At 66.0% G+C, this 24,841-nt stretch carries 28 protein-coding genes; 25 read left to right on the top strand and 3 right to left on the bottom strand.

All coding sequences use genetic code 11. The features are described 5' to 3' along the window. From rnpA to B1A74_RS09360, 21 genes are all read left to right on the top strand, one after another. Positions 1-167, top strand: a 167-nt coding sequence (gene rnpA / locus B1A74_RS09460) for a ribonuclease P protein component (protein ID WP_077244481.1), incomplete at its 5' end; no start/stop codon positions are given. Further along, complete coding sequence (gene yidD, locus B1A74_RS09455; protein WP_018868892.1) at positions 164-421, top strand: membrane protein insertion efficiency factor YidD; 258 nt, start codon at positions 164-166, stop codon at positions 419-421. The genes rnpA and yidD, both read left to right, overlap by 4 nt. 8 nt (positions 422-429) lie before the next feature. Next, on the top strand, positions 430-2,133 hold the full coding sequence (yidC, locus tag B1A74_RS09450; protein WP_077244480.1) for a membrane protein insertase YidC: 1,704 nt from the start codon (positions 430-432) through the stop codon (positions 2,131-2,133). Positions 2,134-2,139: 6 nt separating this feature from the next. Beyond that, entirely contained in the window at positions 2,140-3,456 is a 1,317-nt protein-coding gene (gene mnmE / locus B1A74_RS09445) for a tRNA uridine-5-carboxymethylaminomethyl(34) synthesis GTPase MnmE (protein ID WP_077244479.1), read from the top strand. A 79-nt stretch (positions 3,457-3,535) separates the two neighbouring features. Further along, the gene (locus tag B1A74_RS09440) at positions 3,536-4,696 is read left to right on the top strand and encodes a GGDEF domain-containing protein (protein WP_077244478.1); all 1,161 of its coding nucleotides are present in this window, start codon (positions 3,536-3,538) and stop codon (positions 4,694-4,696) included. 110 nt (positions 4,697-4,806) lie between these two features. Beyond that, positions 4,807-6,681 (top strand): tRNA uridine-5-carboxymethylaminomethyl(34) synthesis enzyme MnmG, encoded by a 1,875-nt coding sequence (gene mnmG / locus B1A74_RS09435; RefSeq protein ID WP_077244477.1) that lies wholly within the window; start codon positions 4,807-4,809, stop codon positions 6,679-6,681. After that, a complete protein-coding gene (gene rsmG / locus B1A74_RS09430; protein ID WP_077244476.1) occupies positions 6,671-7,330 on the top strand; it encodes a 16S rRNA (guanine(527)-N(7))-methyltransferase RsmG in 660 nt (219 codons plus the stop codon). The genes mnmG and rsmG overlap by 11 nt, the downstream gene beginning before the upstream one ends. Next, positions 7,327-8,082 carry a ParA family protein gene (locus tag B1A74_RS09425; RefSeq protein ID WP_019022543.1) on the top strand — a complete coding sequence of 252 codons (756 nt, stop codon included), beginning with the start codon at positions 7,327-7,329 and terminating at the stop codon, positions 8,080-8,082. The genes rsmG and B1A74_RS09425 overlap by 4 nt, the downstream gene beginning before the upstream one ends. Positions 8,083-8,108: 26 nt before the next feature. Further along, positions 8,109-8,960, top strand: a complete 852-nt coding sequence (locus B1A74_RS09420; RefSeq protein ID WP_018868899.1) for a ParB/RepB/Spo0J family partition protein — start codon at positions 8,109-8,111, stop codon at positions 8,958-8,960. 82 nt (positions 8,961-9,042) lie between these two features. Beyond that, complete coding sequence (locus B1A74_RS09415; RefSeq protein WP_018947245.1) at positions 9,043-9,444, top strand: ATP synthase subunit I; 402 nt, start codon at positions 9,043-9,045, stop codon at positions 9,442-9,444. 16 nt (positions 9,445-9,460) lie between these two features. Beyond that, the gene (gene atpB / locus B1A74_RS09410) at positions 9,461-10,303 is read left to right on the top strand and encodes a F0F1 ATP synthase subunit A (RefSeq protein ID WP_077244475.1); all 843 of its coding nucleotides are present in this window, start codon (positions 9,461-9,463) and stop codon (positions 10,301-10,303) included. 48 nt (positions 10,304-10,351) lie between these two features. Continuing rightward, positions 10,352-10,588: a F0F1 ATP synthase subunit C gene (atpE, locus tag B1A74_RS09405; RefSeq protein WP_018868902.1), complete on the top strand. Its 237-nt coding sequence runs from the start codon at positions 10,352-10,354 to the stop codon at positions 10,586-10,588. A gap of 53 nt (positions 10,589-10,641) precedes the next feature. After that, complete coding sequence (locus B1A74_RS09400) at positions 10,642-11,112, top strand: F0F1 ATP synthase subunit B (RefSeq protein ID WP_018947243.1); 471 nt, start codon at positions 10,642-10,644, stop codon at positions 11,110-11,112. 9 nt (positions 11,113-11,121) lie between these two features. Next, the gene (locus tag B1A74_RS09395; RefSeq protein ID WP_024328651.1) at positions 11,122-11,658 is read left to right on the top strand and encodes a F0F1 ATP synthase subunit delta; all 537 of its coding nucleotides are present in this window, start codon (positions 11,122-11,124) and stop codon (positions 11,656-11,658) included. Positions 11,659-11,670: 12 nt separating this feature from the next. Next, the gene (atpA, locus tag B1A74_RS09390; protein WP_018947241.1) at positions 11,671-13,212 is read left to right on the top strand and encodes a F0F1 ATP synthase subunit alpha; all 1,542 of its coding nucleotides are present in this window, start codon (positions 11,671-11,673) and stop codon (positions 13,210-13,212) included. A 12-nt stretch (positions 13,213-13,224) separates the two neighbouring features. Further along, positions 13,225-14,085 (top strand): F0F1 ATP synthase subunit gamma, encoded by an 861-nt coding sequence (gene atpG, locus B1A74_RS09385; RefSeq protein ID WP_018947240.1) that lies wholly within the window; start codon positions 13,225-13,227, stop codon positions 14,083-14,085. A gap of 56 nt (positions 14,086-14,141) precedes the next feature. Next, entirely contained in the window at positions 14,142-15,518 is a 1,377-nt protein-coding gene (atpD, locus tag B1A74_RS09380) for a F0F1 ATP synthase subunit beta (RefSeq protein WP_018947239.1), read from the top strand. A 12-nt stretch (positions 15,519-15,530) separates the two neighbouring features. Further along, entirely contained in the window at positions 15,531-15,953 is a 423-nt protein-coding gene (locus tag B1A74_RS09375) for a F0F1 ATP synthase subunit epsilon (RefSeq protein ID WP_024328652.1), read from the top strand. 97 nt (positions 15,954-16,050) lie between these two features. Further along, positions 16,051-17,460 (top strand): bifunctional UDP-N-acetylglucosamine diphosphorylase/glucosamine-1-phosphate N-acetyltransferase GlmU, encoded by a 1,410-nt coding sequence (gene glmU / locus B1A74_RS09370; protein WP_077244474.1) that lies wholly within the window; start codon positions 16,051-16,053, stop codon positions 17,458-17,460. A 3-nt stretch (positions 17,461-17,463) separates the two neighbouring features. Continuing rightward, on the top strand, positions 17,464-19,314 hold the full coding sequence (glmS, locus tag B1A74_RS09365) for a glutamine--fructose-6-phosphate transaminase (isomerizing) (RefSeq protein ID WP_077244473.1): 1,851 nt from the start codon (positions 17,464-17,466) through the stop codon (positions 19,312-19,314). A 74-nt stretch (positions 19,315-19,388) separates the two neighbouring features. Beyond that, complete coding sequence (locus tag B1A74_RS09360; RefSeq protein WP_077244472.1) at positions 19,389-19,685, top strand: hypothetical protein; 297 nt, start codon at positions 19,389-19,391, stop codon at positions 19,683-19,685. A 397-nt stretch (positions 19,686-20,082) separates the two neighbouring features. Here the strand turns inward: B1A74_RS09360 and B1A74_RS09355 are convergent, their stop codons facing one another. Genes B1A74_RS09355 through B1A74_RS09345 form a run of 3 tightly spaced genes read right to left on the bottom strand, consistent with a single transcriptional unit; the run spans position 20,083 to position 23,153 of the window. Then, positions 20,083-20,625 carry a DJ-1 family glyoxalase III gene (locus B1A74_RS09355; RefSeq protein ID WP_077244471.1) on the bottom strand — a complete coding sequence of 181 codons (543 nt, stop codon included), beginning with the start codon at positions 20,623-20,625 and terminating at the stop codon, positions 20,083-20,085. A 14-nt stretch (positions 20,626-20,639) separates the two neighbouring features. After that, positions 20,640-21,902: a S41 family peptidase gene (locus tag B1A74_RS09350; RefSeq protein ID WP_077244470.1), complete on the bottom strand. Its 1,263-nt coding sequence runs from the start codon at positions 21,900-21,902 to the stop codon at positions 20,640-20,642. Between the two features lie 60 nt (positions 21,903-21,962). After that, positions 21,963-23,153 (bottom strand): murein hydrolase activator EnvC family protein, encoded by a 1,191-nt coding sequence (locus B1A74_RS09345; RefSeq protein WP_077244469.1) that lies wholly within the window; start codon positions 23,151-23,153, stop codon positions 21,963-21,965. A 105-nt stretch (positions 23,154-23,258) separates the two neighbouring features. On the opposite strand from B1A74_RS09345, the gene B1A74_RS09340 reads away from it, so the two are divergent. Genes B1A74_RS09340 through secB form a run of 4 tightly spaced genes read left to right on the top strand, consistent with a single transcriptional unit; the run spans position 23,259 to position 24,840 of the window. Continuing rightward, the gene (locus B1A74_RS09340) at positions 23,259-23,546 is read left to right on the top strand and encodes an ArsR/SmtB family transcription factor (protein ID WP_051073636.1); all 288 of its coding nucleotides are present in this window, start codon (positions 23,259-23,261) and stop codon (positions 23,544-23,546) included. Between the two features lie 19 nt (positions 23,547-23,565). After that, positions 23,566-23,994 carry a rhodanese-like domain-containing protein gene (locus tag B1A74_RS09335; protein WP_018868916.1) on the top strand — a complete coding sequence of 143 codons (429 nt, stop codon included), beginning with the start codon at positions 23,566-23,568 and terminating at the stop codon, positions 23,992-23,994. Between the two features lies 1 nt (position 23,995). After that, complete coding sequence (grxC, locus tag B1A74_RS09330) at positions 23,996-24,286, top strand: glutaredoxin 3 (protein ID WP_077244468.1); 291 nt, start codon at positions 23,996-23,998, stop codon at positions 24,284-24,286. 17 nt (positions 24,287-24,303) lie between these two features. Beyond that, positions 24,304-24,840, top strand: coding sequence for a protein-export chaperone SecB (secB, locus tag B1A74_RS09325; protein WP_018868918.1), 537 nt, complete (start codon positions 24,304-24,306; stop codon positions 24,838-24,840). The last annotated feature ends 1 nt before the right edge of the window (position 24,841 follow it).

The following is a 24,841-nucleotide window of genomic DNA, read 5'->3' as shown; positions in this document are numbered from 1 at the left end:
CGGTACGGCGCAACCGTATCAAGCGAATCGCCCGCGAGGCCTTTCGCCAGCGCCGTACCGAACTGCCGCCGGTGGATATCATCATCCTCGCGCGCGGCGGGGCAGGTGACGTGGAAGCCGAAGCCCTGCGGCGCGAGATCGACCATTTGCTGGACCGCATCCGATGAGCCGTCTGCTGCGCAAGATCGCCCTGTTGCCCGTGCGGGCCTATCAGTACGGCATCTCGCCGTTCATGGCGCCGCATTGCCGCCATTTCCCGACGTGTTCCGCCTACACGGTGGAAGCCGTGGAGACCCACGGCGTGCTGCGCGGATTCTGGCTGGGCCTGCGCCGCATCCTGCGCTGTCACCCCTGGTCACCGGGTGGCTATGATCCGGTCCCGCCGCGGGATCCCGACTCCCAATCTCCTTCCCGGAAGTAATCGCGCCCATGGATAACATCCGTCCCCTGCTGTGGCTGACCCTGGCCTTCATCCTGTTCCTGATGTGGATGGCCTGGAACGATGACTACGGCACCCGACCGGCCACCGAGACCGCGGCCGAACGCGAGCTGGAAGAAGATCCGGATGCGCGGCCGGAGGATGTTCCGGATACCCCGGAGGCGGCGGCCGAGCCCGAGGCCGACCCGGCCACGGATGCCCCGGAACCCATCGCGGCCCCGGAGCGGCGTCAGATCCAGGTGGTGACCGACAAGCATGACCTGCTGATCGATACCCGCGGTGGCACGATCCTGCGGGCCGATCTGCTGCAGTTCCCGCAGGATCTGCGCGACGACCCCCTGGTGCCGGTGCGCCTGATGGATCACCGCATTCGCGGTTATGTCGCACAGAGCGGCCTGACCCACGACCGCGTTGAGGGTGTCGACCCCGAAGGACGCGCGCCCTCGCATCACGCCGACTTCGAGGTCGATCAGGATCGTTTCGAGCTGAGCGAAGGCCAGGATCAGCTGCGCGTGCCGATGCGCTGGGCCTCGGAAGACGGCGAGATCGAGGTCGTGAAGACCTACGTCTTCAACCGCGGCACCCACCTGATCGAGGTGGAATACGAGGTCCACAACCACAGTGCCGATCCCTGGATCGGGCGCCAGTATCGTCAGCTGCGTCATGGCGAGACCCCCGACCGTGAATCCTGGTGGCTGTACACCTTTACCGGGGCGGCCTGGTACGACGGCAGCTACGAGCGCGAGCGTTTCGAGTCGCTGGCGGACGATCCGGTCGAGGATCGCATCGAGGGTGGCTGGGTCTCGATGATCGAGCACTATTTCGTGTCGGCCTGGATCCCGGGCGCCGAGGAACTCAACGCCCTTTATGCTCGGGGGGTACCCGGGGAAGTGGGCGAAGAGTACCTGATCGGCCTGCATTCGGCCGAGCCGCTGCGCGTGGCCTCGGGCGACAGCGGCCAGTTCCATACCCGCCTGTGGGTCGGCCCCAAGACCCAGGCGGAGCTTTCCGGGATTGCCGACGGCCTGGAACTGACCGCCGATTACGGTATCTTCACCTTCCTGTCGAAACCGCTGTTCTGGCTGCTGGACAAGATCCACGCGGTCGTCGGTAACTGGGGCTGGTCCATCGTCATCCTGACGATCCTGATCAAGCTGGCCTTCTTCAAGCTGTCGGCGACCAGTTACCGCTCCATGGCGCGCATGCGCAAGGTCGCGCCCAAGCTGCAGGAGCTGAAGGAGCGCTACAAGGACGACAAGCAGCGCATGAACCAGGCGCTGATGGACCTGTACAAGAAGGAGAAGATCAATCCGCTGGGTGGCTGTCTCCCGATCCTGGTGCAGATACCGGTGTTCATCGCCCTGTACTGGGTGCTGCTGGAGAGTGTCGAACTGCGTCAGGCCCCCTGGTGGCTGTGGATCCAGGATCTGTCGTCACGCGATCCGTTCTTCATCCTGCCGATCCTGATGGGCGTGTCCATGTTCGTGCAGTACAAGCTGAACCCGCCGCCGATGGATCCGGTGCAGCAGAAGATCTTCATGGCGCTGCCGTTCGTGTTCACCGTGTTCTTCGCCTTCTTCCCGGCGGGCCTGGTGCTGTACTGGTTCACCAACAACCTGTTCTCCATCGCGCAGCAGTGGTACATCACGCGCAAGATCGAGACCGGCGCGGACCCCGACAAGCAGAAGGAGTGACCCTTCGTGGACGGTGACACCATCGTCGCGGTCGCGACCCCTCCGGGGTCCGGCGGCATCGGGGTGGTGCGCCTTTCCGGTCCCGATGCTGCGGCACTGGCGCGGCGGATCGCCGGGCTTGATCCACGGCCGCGGCACGCCCATTACGTGCGCCTGCAGGATCCTGCCGATGATGCGCTGATCGACGACGGTCTGGTGCTGTTCTTCCCGGGCCCGCGTTCCTACACCGGAGAGGACGTGGTCGAATTCCAGGGCCACGGGAGCCCCGTACTCCTGGAGCGGCTGGTCGCGGCCTGCGTGGCCCTGGGCGCGCGCCGTGCGCGCCCGGGCGAATACACCGAACGCGCGTTCCTCAATGGCCGCATGGACCTGGCCCAGGCGGAGGCCGTCGCCGATCTCATCCACGCCCAGACCGAGCGCGCGGCGCGGCGCGCACGTTCCAGTCTGGACGGCGCCCTGGCGGCCGAGCTGCAGCCGGTCTCCCGCCGCATCCGCGACCTGCGGGTCCACATGGAGGCGGAACTGGACTTTGGCGAGACCGATCTCGAGTCGGATGTGGCCGGGACGCTGGCTCCGGCGGCGGCCGAACTCGCCGCGCAGATCCGCGCGCTGATCGAACGCCTGCGACCCGGCCGCTACCTGGACCGCGGTCTGCGACTGGCGCTGCTCGGGCCGCCCAACGCCGGCAAGTCCAGCCTGATGAACCGCCTTGCAGAGGATGAGGTTGCCATCGTCACCGACCGGCCCGGGACCACGCGCGACGTGCTGCGGGCACCGGTCGCGATCCATGGCATTCCCGTCGAGGTGGTGGATACGGCCGGCCTGCACGGGAGCGAGGATCCGGTGGAGCGGATCGGCATGGAACGGGCCCGCGAGGCCGGACGGACGGCCGATCTGGTGCTCGAGCTGCGTGACCTCACCGATCCCGACGCCGGGATACCACAGGACCTGCCGGCCGATCTGCCGCGCCTGGTAGTGTGGAACAAGAGCGATCTTGCCGATGACCGGCAGGGTTCTGTCTCCGCCGACGCGCTCGTGATCTCCGCGCGCACCGGCGAGGGACTGGATGCGCTGCGCGACGCGATTGCCGCGCGCCTGGGCCTGGCGCCCGAGACGGACGGCGGCTTCAGCGTGCGTGCGCGCCACCTGGACGGGCTGGTGGCGGCCGCGAGTGCCCTGGAACGCATCGACCCGGCACTGCCCGGCGATCTCGCCGCCGAAGAACTGCGCAGCGCCGAACAGGCCCTGGACGCCCTCCTCGGACGCCAGGACCACGAGGCCCTGCTGGGCGAGATCTTCGCCGGGTTCTGCATCGGCAAATAATCCGAGTGCCGTTGTGCGGCTTTTGCATTCGCCGTGATCCCGCCGCAGGCTTGCCGAATCCCGAGCGAAGGAATGCGGCATGGCGACCGAACCGGAAGTCCCGACCGAGGAATCCTCCCCTGCCTCCCTGCGTGAACGCCTGATCCGGATGAATCTACCCGATCTCGTCCATGGTGGCGGTCACGCGCCCGACTTCCGGGAAACGCGAGCGGACTACATCCGCCGCCGGATCCGGCCGCTGGCGCTGTTGCTGGCCATCGGTCTGCCCCTGTGGCTGCCGCTCGAATTCTTCCTGCTGGATACCCCGGACGCCCTGCTTACGATGATCCTGCGGCTCACAGGGGCCGGCGCCGGACTGGTGCTGTGGTGGAGTTGCCGCCAGGATACCGGCTACCGCGGCACGCTGTGGCGCCTCGCCCTGCTGCTGGCGATTCCGATGACGCTCTATGCCATGGCGCGGTTCATCATCAATTCCGACCTCGAGTCGGCGCTCGCCTCGGGTTACGCCTTCTTTCCGGCGCTCACGGTCGCGGCCCTGGCCATCTTCCCGCTGACCCTGCGCGAAGGCGCGTTCGGTTCGGTTGTCATCCTCGCCGCCTACATGGCCATCGAGGCGGCCATGGGCAATCTGGGTCGCTGGGACACCCTGGGCAATCTCTGGCTGCTGGTGCTGGTGGCCGGGGTAGCCGTATGGGCCGCTCTGAGTCAGCTGCACATGCTGCTGCGGCTCTACCGGCAGGCCACTCGCGATCCGCTGACCGGCCTGTTCAACCGCGGGGCCCTCGCGCGCCGGGTACGGAGTCAGCTGGAAGTTGGCGGCGGGGCGGATGCCGGCCTGTGCGTGCTGCTGTTCGATCTCGACTGGTTCAAGCGGATCAACGACACCCATGGCCATCGTGCCGGCGATCGGGTGCTGGAACATTTCGCTGCCCTGCTGCAGGACGAGTTGTGCGACGGCGGCACCCCCGGCCGCTGGGGCGGTGAAGAATTCCTCGCGGTCCTGCCGTACGGCGACCTCGAGCGCGCGCGAGCGCTGGCGGAACGGATTCGCGCGCGCCTGGGGGCGGAACCCGTCGATCTGTTTCCGGCGGATTCGCTGACCGTAACCGCCTCGGTGGGCGTGGCGTGTCGCCAGGGTGACGAATCGCTGGACGCGCTGGTGCAGCGCGCCGATGACGCACTGTACGCCGCCAAGACCGCCGGCCGCGACTGCGTGCGCAGCGCCCCCGTGCCGACCTGATCAACGCGAAAGCCCTTTACGGTACGGTCACTTCGGGACCGGCAGCGCTCCTGCTACACTGATCGCTTGCAACGCAGTGGCCCGACCCCCGGGCCGGGAAGTTCTGGAGCATGGCGGAATCCTTCGATGTCATCGTAGTGGGCGGCGGGCATGCCGGTACCGAGGCAGCCCTGGCGGCCGCGCGTACCGGTGCGCAAACCCTGCTGCTGACCCACAACCTTGAGACCGTCGGGCAGATGAGCTGCAACCCGGCGATCGGCGGCATTGGCAAGGGGCATCTGGTCAGGGAGATCGATGCACTGGGCGGGGTCATGGCGCGGGCCGCGGATGCCGCGGGTATCCATTTCCGCGTCCTGAACCGGCGCAAAGGGCCGGCGGTGCGCGCCACCCGTGCGCAGTCGGATCGCCAGCTCTATCGCCTGGCCGTACGCCGCGCCGTCGACCAGTGTCCCAACCTGCGGGTCTTTCAGCAGGGCGTGGCCGATGTCGTGCTCGACGGTGACCGTGCCGCGGCGGTGATCACCGATGGCGGGATCCGTTTCGAGGCCCGCTCGGTGGTGCTGACCGTGGGCACCTTCCTCAACGGCCGGATGCATACCGGCGAGCAGAACCAGGCCGGTGGCCGCGCCGGCGACCCGCCGAGCGAACGCCTGGCGGCGCGCCTGCGCGAGATGGCGTTCGATGTCGGCCGGCTGAAGACCGGTACCCCGCCACGCATCGACGGCCGCAGCGTCGACTTTTCCGTGCTGGAACGTCAGCCCGGCGACGATCCGCGACCGGTCTTCTCGTTCGTCGGTTCGCGCGACGAGCATCCGCCGCAGCGTGCCTGTCATATCGCCCGGACCAACGAGCATACCCACGCGATCATCCGCGGCAACCTCGAGCGCTCGCCGATGTATTCCGGGGCCATCGACAGCACCGGTCCGCGCTACTGTCCGTCGATCGAGGACAAGGTGGTGCGCTTCGCGGACAAGGACAGTCACCAGATCTTTGTGGAACCCGAAGGCCTGGATACCCACGAGCTGTATCCCAACGGCATCTCCACCAGCCTCCCCTGGGAGGTACAGATCGACGTGGTGCGCAGCATCCCCGGTTTCGCGCACGCACACATCACCCGTCCGGGATATGCGATCGAATACGATTTCTTCGACCCGCGCGGCCTGACCCCGGGGCTGGCGACCCGCGAAGTCGACAATCTGTTCCTCGCCGGCCAGATCAACGGTACGACCGGCTACGAGGAAGCGGCCGCCCAGGGGCTGGTGGCCGGCCTCAACGCCGCCCGCCACGTCGCCGGGCACGACCCGTGGGTCCCGCAGCGTTCCGAGGCCTATATCGGGGTGCTGATCGACGATCTGGTCACCCGCGCTACCCGCGAGCCCTACCGGATGTTCACCTCGCGCGCCGAACACCGGCTGCTGCTGCGCGAGGACAACGCCGATCTGCGCCTCACGCCGGCGGGTCGCGAAATGGGTCTGGTCGACGACGAACGCTGGACCGTGTTCAGTCGCCGGGCCGAACAGGTCGAAGCCGAACGCGTGCGCCTGGGTGCGACCCGACTGTCGCGCGAACAGCGGCGCAACGAGGCCCTGGTCGCCTACCTCGGCCAGACACCCGATCCCGAGGTGACCCTGGAAGACCTCCTGCGTCGCCCGAACGTGGATTATCCCGGTCTGATGGGCTGCCTGCCCGAACTGGCCGCGACCCTGCCCGCCGACGTCTGCGAGCAGGTCGAGATCCAGACCAAATATGCCGGCTACATCGAACGTCAGCAGACCGAGGTCCGGCGTCAGGAGCGTGCGGAAAACACGCCGCTGCCGGAAAACCTGGACTACGACCGCGTCCATGGGCTGTCCGCCGAACTGCGGCAGAAGCTCGCCGAGTTCCGTCCCCACACCCTGGCCCAGGCGGGGCGCATTCCCGGCGTGACCCCGGCCGCGCTGTCCGCTCTGGCCGTGCATCTGAAGCAGCGGGCCAGTGGCGAATGAGGACACCTGGCGTGCGGAGCTTGCGCGCCACGCCCCCGCCGCGGGTCTGACGGCGCCCGCCGTCGACGCGCTGGTGACCTGGCTGAGCCAGCTCGAGCGCTGGAACCGGGTGCACAACCTGAGCGCGGTGCGCGACCCGCAGCAGATGGTGTCGCGGCATGTCTTCGACAGTCTCAGCCTGCGCCCGTGGCTGCACGGGCAGCGCATCCTGGACGTGGGAACCGGTGCCGGACTGCCGGGACTGATCCTGGCCCTGGCCGACGCGTACGCCCCCGACGGCGATGCGGCCGCGAATCGGCGGTACTGCCTGCTGGACAGTGCCGCCAAGCGCGTTCGCTTCCTGCGTCACGTGATCGGCCTGCTGCGGACGGAAAACGTCGAGGCCCGTCATCTGCGGATCGAGCAGTTCGCGCCGCAGACCCCGTTCGATACCCTGGTCTCGCGCGCCTTCAAGGCCCCCGCCGAGACCCTGCAGCGCGCCGGCCATCTGGTCGCCCCGCAGGGGCGGGTACTGGCGATGCTGGGCCCGGCGGACCGCGCCCGCGAGGCGTTGCCGCCACCGTGGTCGTATCATGCGGTCGAGCCGGTTACCATTCCCGGCGAGCACGCCCCCCGTCACATCGCCATCATCGAGAGAACCGCGCCGTGACCGAAACCCTCGCGATCACCAACCAGAAGGGCGGCGTCGGCAAGACGACCACCTGCGTCAACCTGGCCGCATCGCTCGCCCGTCTGGGGCGTTCGGTGCTGGTGGTCGACATGGACCCGCAGGGCAATGCGACCACGGGATCCGGCGAAGACAAGCATGCCGACGTACGCACCACCTGCGACGTCCTGCTGGGTGATGCGCCCCTGGATGATGTCGTACAGCGCGTCGAGGCCGGCTTCGATCTGCTGCCGGCCAACGGTGACCTGACCGTGGCCGAGGTGCGCCTGATGGAAGAAGAGGGCCGCGAATATCGCCTGCAACAGGCCCTGGCGGATGCCCGTGGCCGCTGGGACTACGTGCTGGTCGACTGCCCGCCGTCGCTCAACCTGCTGACGGTCAACGGTCTGGTCGCTGCCGACGGCGTGGTTATCCCCATGCAGTGCGAGTACTACGCCCTCGAGGGTCTCACCGCGCTGATGCGCACTATCGAGAGCATCCAGCGCGGGCCCAATCCCCGCCTGCGCATCGCCGGGCTGCTGCGCACCATGTTCGACGCCCGCAACCGTCTCGCCGGCGACGTATCCGAGCAGCTGACCGGGTACTTTGGCGACCGGGTCTACAATACCGTGATCCCGCGCAACATCCGCCTGGCCGAAGCCCCCAGCTTCGGTCAGCCTGCTCTGTTGTATGATGCTTCATCGCGCGGCGCGGTCGCCTATCTCGCCCTGGCAGGCGAACTGCTGCGCCGCTGATTGCTCCTTTCGGCAGGATTCGACACATGGCCAGAAGAAACAGTGGACGACTCGGACGTGGTATCGACGCGCTGCTCAGCGGGGCCTCCGAGGAGCCCGGCGAAGAGGATCGCCTGGAGTCCGTGCCGGTCGAACGCATCCGCCGCGGCCGTTACCAGCCGCGCGGCCGGATTTCCGAAGAGGCGCTGGCCGAACTGACCGAATCCATCCGCTCGCAGGGCATCGTACAGCCGGTGGTCCTGCGGCCGGTGGACGATGGCTACGAGCTGATCGCCGGCGAGCGACGCTGGCGCGCCGCCCAGCAGGCAGGCCTCGAAACGGTCCCAGCAGTGATCCGCGAGATCCCCGACCAGGCGGCCGCCGCGATGGCCCTGATCGAGAACATCCAGCGGGAGAACCTCAACCCGCTGGAGGAGGCCAGTGCCATCCACCGGCTGATCGGCGAATTCGAACTGACCCACCAGGACGCGGCCACCGCCGTCGGCCGCTCCCGCACCGCGGTGACCAACCTCCTGCGGCTGCTGGAGCTCCACGATGCGGTCAAGGTTCACGTCGACGAGGGTCGCCTCGAGATGGGCCATGCCCGCTGCATCCTCGCCCTGCCGGTCGACGACCAGCCCGAGGTCGCCGAGCGCGTCGTCAAGCGCGGCCTCTCGGTACGCGCCACCGAACAGCTGGTGCGCCGCACCCTCGAGCAGAAGGATGCCGAGCCGGTCTCCACCGAGCCCCCGCCCGAGATCCGGCAGCTGGAGAGCCGCCTGGCCGACACCCTGGGTGCTCCCGTCCAGGTGCGTTACAACCGTCAGGGCAAGGGCCGCCTGGTGATCGAATACAACTCCCTGGACGAGCTCGACGGAATCCTTTCACATATTCAGTAACCCGGTCGGCTCCCGCGGGTCGCGTTGACCTCCCTTAAGGGCCCACTTATACTGCGCGCAATTTTCCGGAGAGGGGTGGGTTGTGCCCATCCACCAGATGACACTGCGACGCTTCAGCCCTGCCATCCAGTCGCTCGGTCTGCAGCTCGCAGTCACCCTTCTCCTGACGGTGCTCTTGCTGGTGCTGTCGTTACCGTCGGCCGCCATCTCGATGGCGCTCGGCGGCGGGATTGCCGCCCTCGGAAACGCCGTGATGGTATTTGCGGTCTTCGGGGCGTATCGTGCGTCGGCCGCCCGCAACCTGGCCGGGCGCATGATGCTGGCTCAGGTATTCCGGCTGCTGCTCATCGCAGCCGCATTTGCGGCGGTGTTCGCGGGTTACGAGAACCCCGACCTGCTCGCCCTGTTCGGTGGCTTTCTCGCGGTGCATCTTCTGCCCGTGTGGTGGGTCCACCGGGCATCCGCCCAAGCAATGAAGAGATAGCGACATGGCTTCAGAAATGGACGACCATATCAATCACCATCTCACGAACCTGACCTTCGGGTATCACCCGGAGAACGGGCTCGGCTTCGCGATGAACGCATCGGAGGCCGCCGAGATGGGTTTCTGGGCCATCCACGTCGATTCGATGATCTGGTCCATCGGCCTCGGCCTGCTGTTCATCCTCAGCTTCCGTTACGCGGCAAAGCGGGTCACCGCCGGTGTCCCCGGTGGCTGGCAGAACTTCGTCGAATGGATCATGGACTTCGTCGACACCAACGTGCGCGGTTCGTTCAAGCACAAGAACGACCTCATCGCGCCGCTGGCACTGACTATCTTTATCTGGATCTTCCTCCTGAACCTGATGGACCTGGTGCCGGTGGATCTGATCCCGCACCTCGCCTATCTGCTGGGCATCCCGTACTTCAAGATCGTGCCCACGACCGACATCAACGTGACGATCGGTCTGGCGCTGGGCGTGTTCATTCTCATCATCTATTACTCGCTGAAGATCAAGGGTCCGGTGGGTTTCGTCAAGGAGCTGACCGGTGCGCCGTTCCAGACCTCCATCACCCCGCTGAAGCCCCTGACCTGGGTGGCCAACTTCGTGCTGGAAGTCGTCGACCTCCTGGCCAAGCCGGCTTCTCTCGCCCTGCGACTGTTCGGCAACCTGTACGCCGCCGAGATGATCTTTATCCTCATCGGCATGATGTACTCCGCCGGGCTGATGTTCGGGCTTGCCGGGGGGGTGCTGCACGTCGGCTGGGCGATCTTCCACATCCTCGTGGTGCCGCTGCAGGCCTTCATCTTCATGGTGCTGACCATCGTCTATCTGGACATGGCTCACTCGGAAGACCACTGATAACCCTTAACTTCAACTGACCGTCTCAACTTCACTGGAGATATTACGATGGAAATGGCTAACGCTCTGGTTATTATCGCCGCCGCTCTGATGATGGGCATGGCCGCTATCGGCGCCGCGATTGGTGTCGCCACCCTCGGGGGTCGCTTCCTCGAAGGCGCCGCCCGTCAGCCGGAACTGATCCCGATGCTGCGCACCAACTTCTTCATCGTTGTGGGTCTGACCGACGCCGTCCCGATGATCTCGGTGGGTATCGGCCTGTACGTCCTGTTCGTTCTCGGCTAAGGGCTGATCGAGTCACGAGGATCCCTCACCACTCGTCAACCTGAGGTAGCAGGATGAATATCAATCTCACCATCATCGGGCAGCTGCTGGCCTTCAGCGTTTTCGTATGGTTCACCATGCGATTCGTATGGCCGCCGCTGACCCAGGCCCTGGAGGCACGGCGCAAGAAGATCGCCGACGGCCTCGCGGCCGCCGAACGCGGCGAGAAGGAACAGGAGCTGGCCCAGGAGCGAGCGACCGAGGTCATCAAGGAGGCCAAGCAGCAGGCCAACGACATCGTCGCCTCCGCTCAGAAGCGTGCCAACGAGCTCGTCGAGGAAGCCCGCACCACCGCCCGCGAGGAAGGGGAGCGAATCAAGGAATCGGCCCAGGCCGAATCCGAGCAGGAGCTCAACCGCGCGAAGGAAGAGCTGCGCAAGCAGGTCTCCGACCTGGCAGTTCAGGGTGCCGAGCAGATCCTGGCCAAGGAGATTGACGCCAAGGCCCACGGTGACCTTCTCAAGAAGCTCGCCGCAAAGCTGTAAGGAGAGGCTATGTCAGACCTGATTTCGGTAGCCCGACCCTACGCTCGCGCCGCCTTTGAGCGGGCCCGCGACGGCCAGGATCTTGCCGGCTGGGCCGAGCAGCTGGAGTTGCTGGCGGCCATCGCCCGCGATTCCCGCGTGCACGATCTCCTCACGAACCCCCGGGTCCCGCGTGCCCAGCGTGCCCAGCTCATGCTGGAGATCGCCGAGGGCAAGCTCGACGACGGCGTGGCGAACCTCGTCCGTCTCCTGGGCGAGAACGGTCGACTGCCGGCCCTGCCGGCGGTGAGCGAGGCGTTCAATGCGCTGAAGGCCGAGGCGGAAAGTCGCGTGGAGGCCGAGGTCATTGCCTCCCGCAAGCTCACGCAGGCGCAGGAGAAAGAGATCCACAAGGCCCTGTCCCAACGACTCGGTCGCGAGGTGGATCTGACCTCCTCGGTCGACAGCTCCCTTATTGGAGGGGCCATCATCCGCGCCGGCGACCTGGTCATCGACGGCTCCGTGCGAGGCCAGCTGGACCGCCTGGCTGCCAATTTGAGTCGCTAAGAGGAAATTATCATGCAACTGAATCCCTCCGAGATCAGTGATCTGATCAAACAGCGCATCGACCAGTTCGATGCGGGCTCCGAGGCCTCCAACGAAGGCACGGTGGTCAGCCTGCAGGATGGTATCGCCCGCGTACACGGCCTGGGCGACGTCATGCAGGGCGAAATGCTCGCCTTCCCCGGGGACGTCTACGGCATGGCGCTCAACCTCGAGCGCGATTCCGTGGGCGTCGTGATCCTCGGCGACTACCAGAACCTCAGCGAGGGCGACACCGTCAAGTGCACCGGCCGCATCCTCGAGGTGCCGGTCGGCGACCAGATGCTCGGCCGTGTCGTGAACTCGCTCGGTCAACCGCTGGACGGCAAGGGCCCGATCGAGACCGATCATACCAGCCCAATCGAGCGCATGGCCCCGGGCGTGATCGAGCGCCAGGGCGTCGACCAGCCGCTGCAGAGCGGCATCAAGGCGATTGACGCCATGGTTCCGGTCGGCCGCGGCCAGCGCGAGCTGATCATCGGCGACCGTCAGACCGGCAAGACCGCGGTGGCGATCGATGCGATCATCAACCAGAAGGACTCCGGCGTTAAGTGCATCTATGTCGCCGTGGGCCAGAAGGCCTCCTCGGTCGCCTCGGTGGTGAACAAGCTTGAAGAGGCCGGCGCGATGGACAACACCATCATCGTGGCCGCCAACGCCTCCGAATCGGCCGCGATGCAGTTCATCGCTCCGTACGCCGGCTGCGCCATGGGCGAATACTTCCGCGACAAGGGCGAAGACGCACTGATCGTTTATGACGACCTGACCAAACAGGCCTGGGCGTATCGCCAGGTGTCCCTGCTCCTGCGTCGCCCGCCTGGTCGCGAGGCCTATCCGGGTGACGTCTTCTACCTGCATTCCCGTCTGCTGGAGCGCGCCTCCCGCGTCAACGAGGATTACGTGGAGAAGGCCACCAACGGTGAAGTGAAGGGTAAGACCGGCTCGCTGACCGCGCTGCCGATCATCGAGACCCAGGCCGGCGACGTCTCCGCCTTCGTGCCGACCAACGTCATCTCCATCACCGACGGTCAGATCTTCCTTGAGACCGATCTGTTCAACTCGGGCATCCGTCCGGCGATCAACGCCGGTCTCTCGGTTTCGCGAGTGGGTGGTTCGGCTCAGACCAAGATCATCAAGAAGCTGGGTGGCAGCGTCCGTCTGGATCTGGCCCAGTACCGCGAACTGGCGGCCTTCTCGCAGTTCGCGTCCGATCTGGACGAGACGACCCGCAAGCAGCTGGATCGCGGCAAGCGCGTGACCGAGCTGATGAAGCAGGGTCAGTACAAGCCGATGTCCATTGGCGAAATGGCGTTCTCGCTGTACGCGGCGAACCAGGGTTACCTGGACGACGTCGACGAGGACAAGGTGGTCGACTTCGAACGTGAACTGCAGGCGTGGCTGCGCTCGAACCAGAAGTCCCTGCTCGACGAGATCAACAGCACCGGTGACTACAACGACTCCATCCAGGAACGCATGACCAGTGCCCTGGACGAGTTCAAGTCCAAGAACACCTGGTAACGGGAGCGCGCAATGGCGGGCACAAAGGAGATCCGGACGCAGATCAAGAGTATCCAGAATACTCAGAAGATCACCAAGGCCATGGAGATGGTGGCCGCGTCCAAGATGCGCAAGGCCCAGGACCGCATGCAGGAGTCCCGGCCCTACGCCGAGAAGATCCGCGACGTGATCGGTCACGTTGCCATGGCGAACGCCCAGTACAGGCATCCGTTCATGGTCGAGCGCGACGTCAAGCGTGTCGCCATGATCGTGGTGTCGACCGACCGGGGTCTGTGCGGCGGGTTGAACACCAATCTGTTCAAGCAGGCCGTGGCGGAGATGCGGCGTTACCGTGAGGAAGGGGTCGAGGTCGACCTCTGCGTCTTCGGTAACAAGGCACTGCAGTTTTTCCGGCGGCTTGGCGGCAATATCGTGGCTCAGGCCACGGATCTCGGTGACCGCCCGCACCTCTCTGACCTCATCGGAACCGTCAAGGTCCTGCTCGACGATTTCCGTGAGGAGAAAATCGACCGCGTGGTCCTGGTGGAGAACAAGTTCGTCAACACCATGACGCAGCAACCCCGGACCACGCAGCTGCTGCCGACGGCGCCGAGCTCCGACGACGAGCTCGAGTACCACTGGGACTACATCTACGAGCCGGAGCCCTACGAGGTCCTGGATACCCTCGTCGAGCGCTACGTGGAATCCCTGATCTATCAGGCCGTAGTCGAGAACGTGGCCTGCGAAATGGCTGCGCGGATGGTGGCGATGAAGGCGGCCTCCGACAACGCCGGAACGATGATCAAGGATCTCCAGCTGGTCTACAACAAGGCACGCCAGGCCGCGATCACGCAGGAGATTTCCGAGATCGTCAGCGGCGCCGCCGCGGTCTAGAGACCGGCTCCCGCAGGCCCGACGCGGCAAGAATTACGACTTAGAGGATTGAACGCATGAGCTCTGGAAAGATTGTCGAAATCATCGGCGCTGTCGTGGACGTGGAGTTTCCCCACGGCGAAGTGCCCAAGGTGTACGACGCCCTCACCCTGGAAAACGGCCTGACCCTCGAGGTCCAGCAGCAGCTGGGTGACGGGGTCGTGCGCACCATCGCCATGGGCAGCACCGACGGCCTCAAGCGTCAGACGGCCGTGACCAGCAGCGGCGGTCCGATCTCCGTGCCGGTGGGTCAGGGGACCCTGGGCCGCGTGATGGACGTCCTCGGGCGGCCGGTCGACGAAGCCGGCGAGGTGGAAACCGAAGAAAAATGGTCCATTCATCGCAAGGCGCCCAGCTTTGACGAGCAGGCGGGTTCAACCGATCTGCTGGAAACCGGCATCAAGGTGATCGATCTGCTGTGCCCCTTTGCCAAGGGTGGCAAGGTTGGCCTGTTTGGCGGCGCCGGCGTGGGCAAGACCGTCAACATGATGGAGCTCATCCGTAACATCGCGATCGAGCACAGCGGTTATTCCGTGTTCGCCGGCGTCGGTGAGCGTACTCGCGAAGGGAACGACTTCTATCACGAGATGAAGGATTCCAACGTCCTCGACAAGGTGGCTCTGGTTTACGGCCAGATGAACGAGCCGCCGGGCAACCGTCTGCGTGTGGCGCTGACCGGTCTGACCATGGCGGAGTATTTCCGGGACGAAGGTCGCGACGTGCTGATGTTCATCGACAACATCTACCGTTATACGCTGGCCGGTACCGAGGTTTCGGCACTGCTGGGCCGCATGCCCTCCGCGGTGGGTTACCAGCCGACTCTGGCGGAAGAGATGGGTGTGCTGCAGGAACGCATCACGTCGACCAAGAAGGGCTCGATCACCTCGATCCAGGCGGTATACGTGCCCGCGGACGACCTGACCGACCCCTCGCCGGCCACCACGTTCGCGCACCTGGATGCCACGGTCGTGCTGTCCCGTCAGATCGCCGAGCTGGGCATCTACCCGGCGGTGGATCCGCTGGATTCGACTTCCCGCCAGCTGGATCCGCAGATCATCGGCCAGCAGCACTATGACACCGCGCGTGCGGTGCAGGGTACGCTGCAGCGCTACAAGGAACTGAAGGACATCATTGCGATCCTCGGCATGGACGAGCTGTCGGAAGATGACAAGCTGGTCGTGGCCCGGGCCCGCAAGATCCAGCGCTTCCTGTCGCAGCCGTTCTTTGTGGCGGAAGTGTTCACCGGTGCCCCCGGCAAGTACGTGTCGCTCAAGGACACCATCCGTGCCTTCCAGGCTATCGTGGACGGTGAGTACGATCACCTGCCCGAGCAGGCGTTCTACATGGTGGGTACCATCGAGGAAGCCGTCGAGAAGGCCGACAAACTCGGCTAAGGAGCACCTGTCATGCCAATGACAATGCATGTGGACGTGGTCAGTGCCGAAGAGTCGATTTACTCCGGCACGGCCGAGATGATTGCGGCTCCGGCCGAGGAAGGCGAGGTCGGCGTGTATGCCGGCCACCTGCAGATGCTGGTCCGCCTGAATCCGGGCGAACTGCGCATCCAGGAAAAGGAAGGGGCAGAGCCCCAGCCGGTGTTCGTCTCCGGGGGCGTGATGGAGGTGCAGCCGCGCCATGTTACGGTGCTCGCGGATACTGCGGTCCGCGCGAAGGACCTGGACGAGGCCGAGGCGCTCGAGGCCAAGAAGCGGGCGGAGGAAGCCCTGGCCGACAAGCAGGCCGACTTCGATTATGCCAAGGCGCAGGCCGAGCTTGCGGAAGCCGCGGCCCGGCTGCAGATGATCGAAAAGCTGCGTCGGCGCCGCTGAGGCGACGGACACGGCAGGGAAGCAGTGCAAGGCCGCCTGTTCTGGGCGGCCTTGTTGTTTGTGGCCCCGACCGGGCACTCGGGATGGAAGGTGAAACGTGGAAACACTGCATCTGATCATACTGGCGGCGGGCAAGGGGACGCGGATGCGTTCGGCCCTGCCGAAGGTGCTGCAACCGCTGGGTGGGCGTCCGATGCTTGCCCACGTGCTGGAACGGGCGGACGCGCTCCCCGCGGAAGCCAGGCATGTGGTGGTGAGTCACGGACGCCAGGCGGTGGAGGGTGAATTCGCGTCCCGACAGGACATCCACTGGGTGGATCAGGGACACCCTGGCGGGACCGGCCATGCGGTGGCCCGCGCCCTGGAGGCTGTTCCCGACGGGGCACGGGTCCTGGTGCTGTATGGCGACGTGCCGAGGATTCCGGTCGCAGATCTGGAGGGTTGTGCTCGCGCCCGTGAGAGTCTGGCGGTGCTCGGAACTCGGGTGGCCGATCCTCGTGGCTACGGGCGGCTGATCGAAGATGCGCAGGGCAACCTGGAGTGCATTGTCGAGGACAAGGAAGCCAGTGCGTCGGAAGCTGCCGTCACGCGGATCAATACCGGGGTGCTTGCCGGGGATGCGGTCGCGCTGAGGCGATGGCTGGGCGCATGCGAACCGGCGGCGGGTAGCGAACGCGAGTGGTACCTCACGGACGTGGTGGCAGTGGCTCGCGGCGAGGGTCAATCGGTGGCGCTGGTCGACAGCGAGGATCCCGATGCCGTTCTGGGCGTGAATGACCGGGCCCAGCTTGCGGTGCAGGAACGTCTGCTCCAGAGGGATATCGCCGAAAAATACATGCGCGAGGGTCTGGCACTGGCCGACCCGGCCCGATTCGATTGCCGCGGCACGCTGCAGTTCGGGCAGGACTGCGGTCTGGACGTGAACGTGGTCCTGGAGGGCACGGTGGTCCTCGGCGACGACGTGAAAATCGGCCCCGGCTGCGTGCTGCGTGACTGTCGTATCGCCTCCGGCGCACGGCTGCAGCCGTATACGGTGGTTGAGGGCGCGCGGCTCGGTGAGCGGGCCGAGGCGGGCCCGTTCGCGCGCCTGCGGCCGGGCGCCGATCTTGCCGAGGACGTTCGTGTCGGCAATTTCGTCGAGGTGAAGAACGCGCGCCTGGATTCCGGTGCGAAGGCCAACCATCTCGCCTATGTCGGAGATGCCCGTGTGGGTGCCGGCGCCAATCTGGGCGCCGGCACCATCACCTGCAATTACGACGGCGCCAACAAGCATCACACCGAGATTGGTGCGGATGCGTTCATCGGCTCGAATACGGCGCTTGTCGCACCGGTCACCATTGGTGCAGGGGCGACCGTGGGTGCGGGCTCCACCATCAGCCGTGATGTCCCGGACGGGGCCCTGGCGCTCACGCGGGCACCGGCACGAACCGTAGAGGGCTGGCAGCGACCGGCCAGGCAGCCTGATTCAGGCGCAGCCGGCCCCAATCCAACCAAAAGCGGGGACTGAACCATGTGCGGACTGGTTGCCGGAATCACCGAACGCAATATCGTCCCGCTGTTGATCGAAGGCCTCCATCGCCTGGAGTACCGCGGCTATGACTCCGCCGGCATTGCGGTCACCGGAGCCGGCGGAATCGACATGGTGCGGACCGAGGGCAAGGTGGCGGCGCTGGAAGATCGCGTCGCCCGGACCGGTATCCACGGTCACGCTGGCCTCGCCCACACCCGGTGGGCGACCCATGGTCGGCCGTCCGAGGTGAATGCCCACCCCCACCTGTCGCGCGACCGGCGTGTCGCCATCGCGCACAACGGCATCATCGAGAACCACGCGGCCCTGCGCGATGCGCTGGCCGACGATGGCTGGACCTGTGCATCCGACACCGACAGCGAAGTCATCGCCCACCTGGTCGAACAGGCGCTGGAGGCGGGTCAGGAACCGGTGGCGGCAGTCCGGAGCACCTGCGCCCGGCTGCAGGGTGCATGGGCACTGGCGGTGAGTGTTTCCGACGCGCCCGAACGCATCATCGTCGCCCGCCACGGGTCCCCGCTCCTGCTCGGACTGGGAATCGGCGAAAATTTCGCCGCCTCGGACATGCAGGCCCTCCTTCCGGTCACCCAGCGGTTTATCGACCTGGAAGAAGGCGATATCGCTGTGCTGTACCGCGACCGGGTCGAGATCGAGGACGTGGCCGGACAGCCGGTCGTCCGCGAAGCTCGCGAAACCCGGTGCGAGGTGACGATCGCCGACCGCGGCGAATATCGCCATTTCATGCTCAAGGAAATCCACGAACAGCCCCGGGCACTGTACGACACGCTGGCGGGGCGTTTCGGGCACGATGGTGTTCTGCCCAATCTTCTGGGTCCGGACACCGACCGCCTGCTGCAGGAAGTGAGCTCGGTCCAGATCGTGGCCTGCGGCACGAGCTACCACGCGGGGATGGTCGCGCGGTACTGGATCGAGGATTATCTCGGCATGCCGGCACAGGTCGAGGTGGCGAGCGAATACCGTTATCGTCGGCATGTCGTGGCGCCGGGGACCCTGTTGCTGGTGCTGTCCCAGTCGGGAGAAACTGCTGATACTCTCGCGGTCCTGCGCCAGGCGCGGGAAGAGCCCTTCGCCGCGCGTCTCGCCATCTGCAATGTGCCCGAGAGCACCATGGCTCGTCTCGCCGATCTGGTCCTGATGACTCAGGCGGGCCCCGAAATCGGAGTGGCCTCAACCAAGGCCTTTACGACCCAGCTGGCCGCGCTGGCGGTGCTGGTGCTCCTGTTGGGCGATACGGCGCGGGCCGCCCGCCTTGCGGATGGTGATCGCCAGGACGGGATCCGGGCCCTGCAGTCCCTGCCCGCGATGGCGGAAGCCACCCTGCAGCTGGACGGCCGCCTGGCGCAGGTGGCGGAGCATCTCGTGGAACGCCACCACGCGCTGTTCCTGGGCCGCGGTGTGCACTATCCGATCGCCCTGGAAGGCGCCCTGAAGCTGAAGGAGATCTCCTACATCCATGCCGAGGCCTACCCGTCCGGCGAGCTCAAGCACGGTCCCCTGGCGCTCGTGGATGCCGAGATGCCGGTGATCGCGGTCGCGCCGGATGACGCCCAGCTGGAGAAGCTCGCCAGCAATCTCCAGGAGGTGCGGGCCCGGGGCGGCGAGCTCATCGTGATCGGGGAAGCGGCTGCTGCGCGTGCCCTGGGTTCGGATGACACCTGGATCGGGATGCCGCAGAGCGGTCCGCTGAATCCCTGGATCGCGCCGGTACTGTTCGCGATCCCGCTGCAGCTCCTCGCCTATCACACCGCGGTGCTCAAGGGCACGGACGTCGATCAGCCCCGCAATCTCGCCAAGTCCGTGACCGTGGAATAGCGTACATGGCTTGTATTGCCGCGCCGGCTTCGCTAGATTCCCCGGCGTCCTGAAAACCGTGACCGGAGTATCCGATGGATCAGCAACAGATCAATCAGCGCTGCGTCGAACTGTTCAACTCGCCGCGGGTGCAGACCAAGATGTGGAATCCGCGCATGTTCTGGGAGGTGGGGCGTCATCTGAACGTGACCTCCGGCCAGCTGACCGATCCGAAGGTGGACGTGGCCGAGCTGGAAGTGATGCTGTCCGCCGCAGCCTACGAGCCGTCCCAGTGCGCGGATGAGGTCAACCAGCGTGAAGGCGGCCGTGCGGACTTCATCCGTCGCGCCGTGCAGTCCGGACAGCGGCCGTTCCTGCGTCGCGCCGACTGACGCGATTTCCGTGTTCGGCCTCCTTGCAGGAGGCGAGCCCCCGCGCCGTTCCGGCGCAGGCATTGGCCGAACGCAAAATCGGCCGGAGGGCCGGCCTCCTACCGGGGCCAGAGTTCCACCTGCCCGTAGGAGGCGAGCCCCTCGCCGACCCGGCGCAGGCGATTGGCCGAACGCAAAATCGGCCGGAGGGCCGGCCTCCTACCGGGGCCAGAGTTCCACCTGCCCGTAGGAGGCGAGCCCCTCGCCGACCCGGCGCAGGCGATTGGCCGGACGCAAAATCGGCCGGAGGTCCGGCCTCCTGCCGGGGCCAGGGTTCGACCTCCCTGTAGGAGGCGAGCCCCCTCGCCGATTCGGCCCCCTCGCCGACCCGGCATCACGTCCGTTCCGGCGGTCCGCCTCAGGCCCGCAGGAGCGGACCCTCCACCGCTTCGCGGGTTTCGCGGCCCGCCAGTTCTTCGATCACCGCCAGGGCGAAATCCATCGCCACCCCGGGGCCACGTCCGGTAATCACGGTACCGTCGATCTCCACGGCCGCTCCGCTCGACTCCACTCCGGTGCCGTCGAGGGCGCCGGTAAAGCAGGTCGCCCGGCGCTCCTGCAGCAACCCGGCCTGCGCCAGCACCTTGGGGGCCGCACAGATGGCCGCCACATGCCGGCCGGCCTCCGCCTGTTTCTGCAGTCGCGTGATCAGCCGCGGGTCATCGCGCAGGTGATTCGCGCCCGGCAGTCCCCCGGGAATGGCAATCAGATCGAAATCCTCGCCGACGGCCGTTTCGAGGTCGCTGTCCGGCTGGATCACCGTAGCACGCGAGCAGGTGACCGGCCCGGCCTCCTGACCGGCCACCGTGACCTCGAAGCCGGCCCGCCGGAACAGGTCGATCATGGTCACGGCCTCCAGCTCTTCCGAGCCGGAGGCCAGAGGTACGAGCACTCGCGTCATCGCGCTCCTCCCAGCTAGCGTCCGTTGTAGAAATTCAGGCCCTTGAGGAGATTGAGGGCCTCGTTAAGCCCGAAGTCGCGTTCGGCCAGACTTTCTTCTTCCTCGTCTTCGACGTCTTCAGGCAGGTCGCGCCGCGCGGGTTCATCGTCTTCCGACCGCGACACCCGCAGTCTCTCGTCGAGCGCGATGTCCGGATTGATGCCTTCGTCCTGGATGGAACGTCCGTCCGGGGTGAAGTAGCGCGCGGTGGTCAGCTTGATCCCGGTCCGCTCGGACAGCGGCAGGATGGTCTGCACCGATCCCTTGCCGAAGCTGTTCTGCCCCATGATGATCGCGCGACCGTGGTCCTGCAGAGCACCCGCGACGATTTCCGAAGCCGACGCCGAGCCGCGGTTAACCAGCACCACCATCGGCACGCCATCGAGGACGTCCCCCGGCGAAGCGTCATATTCGATCTGAGCCTCGTCCAGACGGCCCTCGGTGTAGACGATCCGTCCACCGTCCAGGAAGGCGTCGGACACGCCCACGGCGCCGTTGAGGATCCCGCCCGGGTTGTTGCGCAGGTCCAGGACCAGGCCCTTCAGTCCGTGGGCCTCCTTGAGTTCCTCGATCGCGCTGACCAGATCTCGCGCCGTGCGCGTCTGGAAGTTGCTGACGCGTACGTAGCCGTAGCCTTCTTCCAGCATCTCGGAGCGGACGGATTCCACCTGGATGATGTCGCGCGTGATGGTGATCTCCAGCGGCTGATCCTCGCCGTCGCGCACCACCGTCAGGGTGATGTCGGAACCCTGTTCGCCGCGCATCCGGCTGACGGCATCCGACAGGGTCATGCCGCGCACCGAGTCGCCGTCCAGACGCACGATGAGGTCACCCGCCTGGATGCCCGCACGCTCCGCGGGCGTATCGTCGATCGGAGCGATGACCTTCACGAACCCGTCTTCCATCCCGACCTCGATCCCGAGGCCGCCGAACTCGCCCGAGGTTCCCGCTTCCATGTCACGGAAGTCGTCCTCGTCGAGGTAGGAAGAGTGCTCGTCGAGCCCCGTCAGCATGCCCTGAATGGCATTGTCCAGCAGCTCGCTGTCGTCGACTTCCTCGACGTAATTGCGCTTGATGCGCATGTAGACGTCGGTAAAGCGCTGCAGGTCCTCGACCGGCAGCGCCGACAGACCGGCGGCATCGTCGCGCCCGGCGTACACGCCAACGGACACGCTCAGCATGATGCCCAGAACGAGACCCGTGAGCAGGCCGTAGCCGGAGTGGAAAAGCTTGTTCATCAGAGTATCCCTTGTCCGAGGTCTTTCTGCGGATATGCGCCCAATTCTAGCATTCCGCCCTTATTGTGACGGCCACCATTCCTGCGGGTTCAATGTCCGTCCCTGACGGCGCACTTCGAAGTACAGGCCCGGAGCAATCGCGGGACTGCCTTCCCCGGCCCGCCCCACCGGTTCGCCCGCATCGGCCCGTTCCCCCGGCCCGGCGAGGATGTCTTCCAGGTTGCCGTACAGCGTCAGAAAATCGTCCCCGTGATCCAGGATCACCAGGAACCCGTACCCCTGCATCCAGTCCGCATAGACCACACGACCCTGATGCACTGCCCGCACCGGCGCGCCGGAGGGCGCCTCCAGTACCACCCCGTTCCACTGGCTGCGCAGGTTACCCCGGCGTTCGCTGCCGAAATCGCGGATGACCGGCGCATCCACCGGTCGCGGCAACTCCCCTTCCAGATCCGCGAACGGGACGTCCGGATTGACCGCGCGGGACCGAGGGGCCGCCTCCTCGCCCGTTTGTTCTTCGGCGGCGGTGGCATGGCGTTGTTCTTCGATCTCCGTGATCACGCGATCCAGGGTTTCGGCGTTGCGTTCGAGGCGCTCCAGCTCGAGTGCCTCGTCTTCCATTGCCGCCTCGAGTTCCTCCAGTGCCGCCCGGCGGGCCGCTTCCTGGCGCTCCAGCTCGGCCATCGCTTCGCGGGTTTCGGTTTCGCGACGTGCCAGCCGTTCGCGCTCCTCGGTCAGCCCGGCACGGGCCGCCAGCAGCTCCTCGATCCGTTCGTGCAGGCCTGCCAGGGTCCGTTCCCGCGCCTGCTGAATGGCGGCCGCGTAAACGGGGTGGTGCCGCTGTCCGCCTTCCGTCGGTCGCTCACGCTGCCCGTGGCGCGCCTGCAGCCACTGGTCATGCACCAGTCGCGCCGCGTCGTGTCGCTGCTCGTGCAGCCGTTCCTCGCGCCGGGCCACGCGGGCCTCGTGCTCGGCAATCACCTCCTCCTGGGCCTCGCGGCGGCGTTTCAGTTCATCCAGACGCTCGCGTTGTTCGCCTGCGCCCCGGGCGGACGCGGCGATCCGGTCTTCCAGATCGGCGACTGCCTCGCGGCGTTCCTCCAGCGAACGTTCGACGTCCCGGATGGCCTCCAGGGTCTTTTCCAGCTCCGCCTCGGGTTCCAGTGCCGTGGCCGGCACGGCAACCAGCAGGCCCGCCAGCAGCAGGCCAACCCATGAAAGCGACAGGGACAAGATTGCGTGAATCCGCATATCGGGGTACGTTTGCGTTCTAATATTCTCACCCAGTGGCAGGGGTCATGCCCCTCCGAACGAGAGGCTGCCGTGAGCGACGAACCGTGCATCGAAGACGAACTGATGTCGCAGGACGAGGATATCGAGAGGGCCTCGCGCTCGCTCAAGGCCATGTCCCATCCGCTGCGGCTCAAGATCCTGTGCATTCTGGGCGACCGGGAGGTCAGCGTACAGGAAATCGTGGATCAGGTCGGGACCTCGCAGAGCAATATTTCCCAGCACCTCGGAATCCTGCGTGACAAGGGCATCCTGGCCACGCGCAAGGACGCCAATCGGGTCTATTACCGCGTGGGGGACTCCCGCACCCTGCGCCTGATCGGTATGATGCAGGACGTCTTCTGCCGTTCCTGAATCCCGACCGGTCTCCCGCATGCTTGAACGACTGCCCGAATTCCTCGCCAACAACCCGATTCTGACGGGCGCCCTGATCGCGGTGCTTGCCCTGATCATCTACGCCGAGTTCCGGCGCCTGACGCGCAAGTACCGCGAGCTGGCGCCCACCGAAGCGGTGCGCGTGATGAACCAGGACGATGCCCTGGTGCTGGACGTGCGCGAGCACAACGAGGTCTCCGGCGGCCGCATCGGTGGCGCGAAGCATATCCCCCTCGGCGAACTGAAAAAGCGCATGCAGGACATCGAGGCGTGGAAATCCAGCCCCGTGGTGGTGTATTGCCGTAGCGGTAACCGGTCCTCCATGGCTGCGAACCAGCTGACGGCGGCCGGCTTCGAGGACGTGGTCAATCTTTCCGGTGGCATCCAGGCATGGGAAAATGCGGGCATGCCGCTGAAGAAGAAGTGACATGCGCTTCGAGGTCTACTCTACCGGGCACTGCCCGTTCTGCATCCTCGCCCGCCGCCTGCTGAACCAGCGCGACCTCGGCTTCGACGAATACCGCATCGACCGGGACTCCGGGCTGCGCCACGAGATGGAACAGCGGGCGGACGGACGCACCAGCGTCCCGCAGATCTTCCTGGGGGACACCCATATCGGCGGCTACGATGAACTCCACGCCATGGAACGGTCCGGCGAGCTGGACCGCCTGATCGAGGCCTGCGGGGGCGTGGACGCCGGCGATTCCACGAACACCTGAAAGGATCCGAACGCACCATGGCTGAAGAAAACCAGACCGACGCGGCCGCACAGGGCGGCCAGGGCTCCGATGGCCCCGAATTCTCCATGCAGAAGGTCTTCATCAAGGACCTGTCCTTCGAGGCCCCCGGCGCCCCGGAGATCTTCCTCAAGGAATGGAAGGGCGAGACCGGCATCCAGCTCAACACCCAGGCGCGCCCGGTGGGCGAGCAGGAAGGGGTCTACGAGGTCGAGCTGGGCCTGACGGTCACCACCGAATCCAACGGCGAGACCGGCTACCTGGTCGAGATCAAGCAGGCCGGGGTGTTCATCGTGCGCGGTTTCTCCGAGGAGCAACGCAATCAGCTGCTGGGTGCCTACTGCCCCAATGCGCTGTTCCCCTTCGCCCGCGAGACGGTCGCCGACCTGGTCCTGAAGGGCGGATTCCCGCAGCTGCTGCTGCAGCCGGTCAACTTCGACGCGCTGTATGCCAAGCACCTGAAGGAACAGCAGGAAGGTTCGGGTCAGGGCCAGGGAGGCAACGGCGCCGCCGTCACGGCCAGCGAAAACCCCTGAG

This window comes from Thioalkalivibrio halophilus (assembly GCF_001995255.1).
Lineage (GTDB): Bacteria > Pseudomonadota > Gammaproteobacteria > Ectothiorhodospirales > Ectothiorhodospiraceae > Thioalkalivibrio > Thioalkalivibrio halophilus.
This window is presented reverse-complemented; position numbering and strand designations above follow the sequence as displayed.